The sequence below is a fragment of the Actinomycetota bacterium genome, assembly GCA_040755895.1.
Lineage (GTDB): Bacteria > Actinomycetota > Aquicultoria > Subteraquimicrobiales > Subteraquimicrobiaceae > Subteraquimicrobium.
This window is the reverse complement of record JBFMAG010000012.1, coordinates 1-7,969: the sequence shown is the minus strand read 5'-3', so window position 1 is coordinate 7,969 and position 7,969 is coordinate 1. Positions and strand designations below refer to the sequence as shown.

The 7,969-nt window shown below is 47.4% G+C and carries 7 protein-coding genes; 2 read left to right on the top strand and 5 right to left on the bottom strand.

Features of this window, described 5'->3' with window-relative positions; all coding sequences use genetic code 11:
- Positions 1 to 187 precede the first annotated feature (187 nt).
- Positions 188 to 892, top strand: coding sequence for a class I SAM-dependent methyltransferase (locus tag AB1466_00515; protein MEW6188587.1), 705 nt, complete (start codon positions 188 to 190; stop codon positions 890 to 892).
- Positions 893 to 918: 26 nt separating this feature from the next.
- Here the strand turns inward: AB1466_00515 and AB1466_00510 are convergent, their stop codons facing one another.
- The 4 genes from AB1466_00510 to AB1466_00495 form a co-directional block, all read right to left on the bottom strand.
- Positions 919 to 1,803, bottom strand: a complete 885-nt coding sequence (locus AB1466_00510; GenBank protein ID MEW6188586.1) for a hypothetical protein — start codon at positions 1,801 to 1,803, stop codon at positions 919 to 921.
- The gene (gene cooS, locus AB1466_00505; GenBank protein ID MEW6188585.1) at positions 1,764 to 3,734 is read right to left on the bottom strand and encodes an anaerobic carbon-monoxide dehydrogenase catalytic subunit; all 1,971 of its coding nucleotides are present in this window, start codon (positions 3,732 to 3,734) and stop codon (positions 1,764 to 1,766) included. The genes AB1466_00510 and cooS overlap by 40 nt, the downstream gene beginning before the upstream one ends.
- A 121-nt stretch (positions 3,735 to 3,855) precedes the next feature.
- The gene (gene nadE, locus AB1466_00500; GenBank protein MEW6188584.1) at positions 3,856 to 4,578 is read right to left on the bottom strand and encodes an NAD(+) synthase; all 723 of its coding nucleotides are present in this window, start codon (positions 4,576 to 4,578) and stop codon (positions 3,856 to 3,858) included.
- Positions 4,579 to 4,884: 306 nt separating this feature from the next.
- Complete coding sequence (locus AB1466_00495) at positions 4,885 to 5,217, bottom strand: cobalamin-dependent protein (protein MEW6188583.1); 333 nt, start codon at positions 5,215 to 5,217, stop codon at positions 4,885 to 4,887.
- A gap of 177 nt (positions 5,218 to 5,394) precedes the next feature.
- Here AB1466_00495 and AB1466_00490 point away from each other — a divergent pair, with 177 nt between their 5' ends.
- Entirely contained in the window at positions 5,395 to 7,722 is a 2,328-nt protein-coding gene (locus AB1466_00490; protein ID MEW6188582.1) for a DNA polymerase domain-containing protein, read from the top strand.
- Here AB1466_00490 and AB1466_00485 read toward each other — a convergent pair.
- The coding region (locus AB1466_00485) for a hypothetical protein (GenBank protein ID MEW6188581.1) at positions 7,719 to 7,969 on the bottom strand (251 nt) is incomplete at its 5' end. The two genes, AB1466_00490 and AB1466_00485, sit on opposite strands and share 4 nt — an antisense overlap.

The following is a 7,969-nucleotide window of genomic DNA, read 5'->3' as shown; positions in this document are numbered from 1 at the left end:
TGGCTCGCTTTATTATGGTTTCCTCAAAGGAGGAAAATTTGTTCTTATCGTCCATGGGAACACCCTGTATCTACTATACTTGACAAATAGTGTATAGAGCAAGAATGTGATATATAGGAAAATGGGGTTAGGGGTGTTCTAACTTAATTCTTAATCCTCAAGGCTTAGGGCTTGAATGAGGTAGCTGATGGAGAGGGATTTTGCACTGCACCTTTTGGAAAAAGTCAAAGAAGATTACCGGCGTTTAGCTCGCGAGTTTTCGGAGACCCGCCTTTTCCCCTGGAAGGATATCCTCTTCCTTAAGGAATGGGTCAAGGATGGAGATCGGGTTCTCGATCTTGGCTGCGGAAACGGTCGCCTTCTCGAACTATTCAAGGACACGAATATCAAATATGTCGGGCTGGATATCTCAGAAGAACTCCTAAATATAGCCAGATCAAGATATACAGGTCCAAATCTCAGCTTTGTCCTAGGCGATGCCCTTGACCTCCCCTTTGATGAAGATTCCTTCGACACCGTGTATGCCATTGCCCTTCTCCACCATATCCCCTCCACACCTTTCCGGTTTAAAGTAATGAAGGAAGTTCACCGCGTTCTGAAGGGAGGTGGCATCTTCGTGTCCACGGTGTGGAATCTGTGGCAGAAGAGGTACATAAAATATATTTTGAGTGCAGCTTGGCTCAAAATCCTCGGTCGAACGCGATTGGACTTCAAGGATGCTTTCATTCCCTGGAAGAAAAAAGATGGTTCGGTAATCCAGCGCTATTGCCACGCCTTCACCAGAAGAGAACTTCAGAAGTTAGCGGAACAGGTGGGATTTTCAATAAAAGAGGTCGGTTTCACTTTAAGAGACGGAAAAAAATCAAACATTTACCTTGTAGCACTCAAATAGTTGGTAGTGAGCAAAAAACCTGACCCTTAGCGAGGAATGAAGGATCTGTAATGATGAATCGGCAAGAGCTGGGGGACATATTCCTCGGCAATGGTTGAAAAACCAAAGTTGGTCGCACCCGCAGAAAAGGCACATGCTTCATTGTCGATCTTCCTAAGCAAGAGCACGAACCCAAAAATTCGATCCCTGATATAATGTAGTATCTTCCCATAGTCTCCCGGATTTATCCCGCCAAAGATCATGGCAACGCGGGTGACAAAACCAAGGGAGTGGACGTGACCATGAATTTCCTTACCGAGGGGGACAAGGGAAGCATCCCAACCCAACCTTATTCCCCTCTCTATAAGTTGTTCCGCCAAAGTCTTGCCGTTATCATCTCCCGCCATGAAAACATAAAGACCATTAGCACACATCTCACGAACGAGTTTTGCCGCCATTTCAGCTTCAGGAGCCACTCCTATCAAAAGGGCAAAACCGGAAGCTGATCCATCGACAAATCTTCTTCCATGCTTCCGCACAATGGCATCACCGGGAGCTCCCAGCCATATATCATTCGCTGGATTGGGATCGACAGCATACCTTAAAGCTTCGATGATCTCTCCCGCGAAGAGAGCAGCCATGCCAGCATCCAAAGCATTGCCCAAGTATGGCAACCAAAGCTTCTGTCTCGGAACCTTCGAAGGAAGCTTCCTAACCTGCCTGAGCACTTGTTCCACATCGGAAAGCTTCTCAACTTTTGTTCCAGTTAATCCATGGATTAAAGGTAGATAATAATCAGTGTTCGGAAATGCCACAGGATGGTTCGATCCCTTGATATCAATCGCCCTCTTGAGGTTCTCCCTTGCCTCCTCGATGATCGCATGGGCACCTTTTATTGCGGCCGAAACAAACTCTTTAACCTCTTTTGCCATTCTATTAAAACTCTCCTTTTCTCGGTTTCGGGGAGCCCCCTTTCCGTTCCCGGGCTGATTCCCAGAGATTTTCGCTTCTTCTCTATATGAGCCAGAACCTTCTCAACGATTTTAGAGTATCTGGGTTCGAATTCAAGCTTGCCTCCGACTTTTTCCTCCCAGCCACGGCTGATGATGTCCGTAACTTCTTCGCTGGCACTCACCGGTGAACCAACTCCGAAAACGACGTAGCAGCCCGAGGCGGCAAAATATGATCCAATGGCCAAAGCCTTCTCACTCGCCCACTCGGGGACGACTGCTGCCACCGGCAGGTCACTAATATCCTCCCCGAGTCCCCCTTCGGCTACCATGTCGGCGAATATGGTAAGGATTCGTGAATTATCGATGCAGGAGCCAAGATGAAGTACAGGAGGTATTCCCACAACTTTGCAGATCTGTTTTAAAAACGGACCGGCAGACTCCATGGCCTCAGGGGCGAGCAAGCCATACTTGGCATTGGCAAGAGCCCCGCACCCTGTCTGAACAACTAGGACATTATGGCGAATGAGCTCCCTTACGACGTAGTTATGGCCTTGGTCTTGGGTAACACGTGGATTATTACATCCAACCACACCCACAATCCCCTTGATTCGCTCGACGATTATAGCTTCATTTAGCGGTCGAAGGGATGCTCTATAGGTGCCACCCAACATATATCTCACGTATTCATGAGAAAAACCTGCCACCAAGTCACCACTCACATGAGGGATTTGAACCTCCTTTCGCTTGGGAAAGTTATTGATGGCCATACGGACTATCTTTCTTGCGATATCAAGACCTCTTCGCTCGTCAAACTCGATGTGAATGGCACCGGGGATTTTCGCCTTTGGAGATGTGGTGATGAGCTTGGTGTGGAAATGCTTTGCCAACTCAGCTAATGCCTGCAATACGCATTGCACATCCACAACCATGACATCAACAGCACCGGTAATGATGGCTAACTCTTGGTGAAGGAAGTTGCCGGCTGGGGGTATCCCATAGCGCATTAAAATCTCATTCGAGGTGCAACAGATGCCTACGAGGTTTATCCCCTTGGCTCCCTTGGACCTGGCATATCTCAATAAATCTTTATCCTTGAGGGTTGCCACAATCATTTCTGAAAGAATGGGTTCATGTCCATGCACCACTATGTTTACCTCTTCTTCCCTCAACACAGCTAAGTTGACCTTGGCATTTACTGGATTTGGGGTACCGAATAATATATCCGATAGGTCGGTGGCGAGCATCGATCCTCCCCAACCATCCGCCAATGAAGCCCTTAATACCTGCAGGAGGATATGCTCTGGATCTTGATCGGTTCCCATATTGGTTCGATGCATTACCTCTATTAGTTCACGGTCGATACCTCTGGGGACTATGCCCAGCTTGCGCCAAAGTTTTTGACGTTTTTCGGGAGCTCGGGAGATATAGGAAAGATCGCCCCGCTGTTGACCGAAGATTTCCAGGGCAGTGTTTGCCACCCGCAGAGCAATCTCTCGCTCGGAGGTACCTTTGATCTCTATACCCATGAGCTCGGCTACGGTGCGGAGTTTCTCGACATCCTTGATTTTTAAACCAGGACTACCCTCGGCAACTGCAAGTAGAGCAAAAGCGAGATCACGACCATGATCGGCGTGAGCAGCGCAACCTCCAGCTATAGCTCTGGCTAAGTTCCTAGCCGCTATAGTGTCCACAGTTGCCCCACAAACGCCTGTTCTTTCCCCTTCCTGCCTAATGGCTAAACGGCACGGACCCATGAAACATACCTTGCAACAACTTCCACCAATGCCGATGGGGCATGGCTCGATTTTATCCACTCGACTGAAACAAGTTGAAAGACCTTCGTCCTTGGCTCTCTCGATCATCTGCAATGCTGCTGGATCTACACTCTTCTGGGTGCTTTTATTTATCATGCATCATTCTCCCTCCCAAGATTCCTCGTTTTAGCAATAAAGAATAAATCAGTTTGAGCTTCTGAGCTACGGGGCTATGAGCTTACGTGCGACTGGGTATCCTGGAGCGCATCTGGGATCATCAAAAGGAGGGAACGGGTGGCATCTGCCTCTTATGAACGCTGGCTTCGATTAAGCGATCTATCTTATCCTTTATCTCCCTTGAAGCCTTCCCGGTGAGGAGATATTGATCCAACTCTTCATAGGTGACACCCAATTCCTCCTCATCGGTTTGCCCCCTCCACAACCCAGCCGAAGGAGGTTTTTCGATAATCTCCTTTGGGATGCCCAGCTCCCTAGCTAGTTCGCGCACCTGCGTCTTAAGGAGATTGCCCAGAGGCATGATGTCCACCCCGCCATCCCCATACTTCGAAAAGTAACCTACGGTCAATTCGCTCTTGTTTCCAGTACCAACAACGAGATAATTGCAGCTGTTGGCGAAGTAGTAGAGGGCGATCATTCTCAGACGCGGTTTCAGATTGGCAATGGCCATCTCCTTTCGTCGCGAGCAAGAATCGGCGGCCGAAAGCTTGGGCAAGAGCAAATCAAAGACCTCATCCAAAACCACGGTCGTGGAATCGATGTCGAACTTCTCGGCGACCAATCTGGCACTCTCTATATCTCCAGGATCACTATGGCAAGGCAGGATTACAACAAGTGAGTTGTTGGGAAAAGCCTTCTTGCATAGAACGGCTGTCACCGAGGAATCGACGCCTCCGCTCAATCCCACTACGACTCCTTCACAACCAGCCAGATGTACCTGCTCCCGTATCCAAGAAATCAGCTTTTCAGCTAAAGCTTTCATTCATCATCACCTGCTTTCCAATGCTTTATCCTAAGGCTAAGACATTGTTAGATACTTTTCAAGGTCTTTAAGATGCCCGGAGGGCACCCGCACAGGCGGTCTCCAATTGCTCTAACCTGCAAAATAAAAAATGAATTTCCCTTCCAGACCTTCTCGCGTGGATTTTCTCACATTCCCGCGAAGCGGGAATGTAAAAAATTGGAAAAATAATTATGCGTGTGTGGATTTGGAGAGCTAGTGCAAGGAAGTTATTCTGGGGCATGCTAATTTTCGCTGCCGACATGTCCCGTGATGATGAAAAAATTTTCAAATTGTAGAGAAACCCGCCCCACCGAAGATGATGGGAGCCTCAGTTTTCTGCCTGATATAATCCACGATCCTCTTTATCTTAGGAACTATGAAATCCTGGCTGGCAAAATAACAATCATCGGTATTTCGAATGGTTACACCTATAACATCGGGGGAATCGCTCTGGAAGTATTCATCGATGGCGGATTTGAAATCCCGCTCGAAGGCCAAATCCAGGAGATCTACCTCATATTCTCGATGCCTCAAGCACTCTCCAATGAAATCTAGACCAAGAAGGGTTACCACCGGCTTCATTTGATTCGAATTGACCAGAAGAACCTTTCCCACCATGACTTTCCCAAGTTGGTGAATTTAATATCCACTGAAATTTTAAATCATCTTCGGAAGGCAGGGCAAATTTTCCATTTTCTCCGAAAATAATTTTTTGTTTTTTCGCCTTTGCATATCATATAAACTTAACTATGGGATATACTAAAAGAAACTTTAATTCTCAACGGTTGTTTGATCATGAAAATCTCATTCTGGCTCCTGGATATAAACTATGAAATTCTGGACGATGGTCCCGAAATAAGACTTTGGGGAATAGACCATCAAGGTCAGCGAGTATTGATTTTAGACCGCAGCTTTCTCTCCTCCTTCTACATCCTTCCCGAGAAAGGAAAAGATCTAAAGGATATCGCCGAAAAGATAAGGCAAAGTGAACTCTTTCCCGAGATTCTCACCGCTCAAGTAGTTACCCGGAGGTACTTTGGAAAGTCAGTCGAGTCAGTCCAGCTCACATGCCGAAATCCCGATGTAATGGGCAAATATGCCAAGAAGCTAATGAAGATGGATGGCATAAAGGATGTTCTTGAAGACGATATCCGTTACTCCTCTCAATACCTGATCGATCGGAAAATATTCCCTTGTGGTTGGCACGAAGTCGAGGTCGAAGAAGTCGATAATGAACTTGGAGCAGAAGCAGATAAGGTGTATCTAGCCAAAGGTCGTCTCCAGTTGAAAGAGGGACTCGATTTACCAAACTTGAGGATATTGGGTCTGTCGCTGGTGTGCTATAGTCCCATGGGAACACCGAAACCGGAAAAAGATCCCATAGTGATGATCTCCCTGGCTACCAACGCGGGTGAGAAAAGACAGTTCGTGGCGGAGGATTGCGATGATAGACAGGTTATAGAGGGTTTTTTAAAGTACATATCTCAATTTTCACCGGATATCCTCCTTGGATATGGTTCCAATGGTCGCGATTGGCCGTATCTTTTAGCTAGATGCAAAAAGCTGGGCTTTGAACTCTCCATGGACAGGATGGGAAAAGAACCTCACACCAGTCTCTATGGACATGTATCGGTCACCGGAAGAGCAAACGTAGATCTGTTCGATTTTGCCCAGGATCTCGCCGAGGTCAAGGTCAAAACCCTGGAAAACGTGGCTGAATATTTAGGGATAAAGGGTGGATCGGTGATTGAAGATGCAGATATCCCTTTCTACTGGGAGGATGAGAAGAGAAGAACCGAAGTTTTGAAATACTCAATGGACAATACCATAAAGATTATGGGAATAGGCGAAGCTATGCTGGACTACGCCATGCAGCTTTCGAACCTCGTGGGTCTACCCCTGGATTACGTGGGAACTGCAGCCGTGGGGTTCAGGGTGGATAATTATCTCATCCGTCAGGCTCATAAACTGGGTGAGTTGATCCCCAAAAGGGTAGAGCGTCCCTATTTCCCCTATGTGGGAGCGATCGTCCTTCCCCCCAAGGCGGGAATTCACGAGAAAGTAGCCGTTTTGGATTTCAAAGCCATGTATCCGAATCTCATGATCCTCTACAATATATCCCCTGATACTTACGTGAAATCGGGAGAGTCTCTGCCGGACAAGGACCTCTATGTGGCACCAGAAGTTGGATATAAATTTCGCAGGGAGCCGCCCGGTTTTTACAAGCAAGTTTTACTGAGCCTGATCAAAGCGAGAGATGAGATTCGAAGGAGAATGAAAGAACTTAAGTCCGACACCCCACAGTACAGAGTGCTTGATGCAAGGCAGAAGGCGGTTAAGGTCATCACCAATGCGTGTTACGGATACGCGGGGTGGATAGGAGCCCGATGGTACTTAAAACCGGTGGCGGAAGCGACGGCCGCTTGGGGGAGGGCGATCATATCCCGCACCATTCAGATGGCTAAAAACCTTGGTCTGCAAATCATATACGGTGATACTGACAGCCTCTTCGTGGCTTACGAGCCGGAAAAAATAGAGAATTTTGCCAGAGAGGTCCAAAGGGAACTGGGATTGGAGATAAGACCGGACAAGATATACGATAGGATCCTGTTCACCGAGGCAAAGAAGAGGTACGCGGGTCTGCTCCCCGATGACCGACTGGAAATCGTTGGACTGGAAGTGGTGAGAGGAGATTGGGCGACCATCGCCAAGGATGTTCAAGAGACGGTTTTGGGAATCATCTTAAAGGAACGATCTCCAGAAAAAGCTGCGAGCTTCGTTCGTCGACGCATCTCGGAGGTAAAGGAGAGCATGGTCACTCCAAAGGATATCATCATCTGGAAAACCTTGACCAAACCATTGAAGGATTATGCGGCAAGAGCTCCCCATGTGGAGGCAGCGAAGCGCTTGCTCGACGCGGGTTATAAACTAACCATTGGGGATAAAATTGGTTATGTCATCGTGAAGGGATCGGGCAAACTTTACGAGCGTGCCGTACCCTATACCCTGGCTTCTCCGCAGGATATAGACATCGAATACTACATCTCCAATCAGATTCTCCCTGCAGCCCTAAGGATACTCGAGCCCTTCCAAATAAGCCAGGAAGATATCGAAAATTCCTAGCGTGACTCCAAATGACCTTTGAGATAGGATTTAGGGCTGAGGAGATCACGAAGGGCTTTTAATCGCTTCAGGTCTGAAGGGGTATATAGAAATGGAGAGGAAAATATGGCCTTTAAAACCGATCTGAATGAAAGAAGGGTACCCTTATATAGGCTGCAGAAATTTTTATAGAACTCTTGCAAGGGTACATTGGTGGGCAAAACGGCATGAAGGAAGTCAAACAGCTCATAATTCCTAGTTGTCAGTT

What these genes read in the sequence shown, in the direction of transcription:
- AB1466_00515 (MEW6188587.1), top strand. Translation starts at nt 188, where the DNA reads ATGGAGAGGGATTTTGCACTGCACCTTTTGGAAAAAGTCAAAGAAGAT.
- AB1466_00510 (MEW6188586.1), bottom strand. Translation starts at nt 1,803, where the DNA reads ATGGCAAAAGAGGTTAAAGAGTTTGTTTCGGCCGCAATAAAAGGTGCC.
- cooS (MEW6188585.1), bottom strand. Translation starts at nt 3,734, where the DNA reads ATGATAAATAAAAGCACCCAGAAGAGTGTAGATCCAGCAGCATTGCAG.
- nadE (MEW6188584.1), bottom strand. Translation starts at nt 4,578, where the DNA reads ATGAAAGCTTTAGCTGAAAAGCTGATTTCTTGGATACGGGAGCAGGTA.
- AB1466_00495 (MEW6188583.1), bottom strand. Translation starts at nt 5,217, where the DNA reads ATGGTGGGAAAGGTTCTTCTGGTCAATTCGAATCAAATGAAGCCGGTG.
- AB1466_00490 (MEW6188582.1), top strand. Translation starts at nt 5,395, where the DNA reads ATGAAAATCTCATTCTGGCTCCTGGATATAAACTATGAAATTCTGGAC.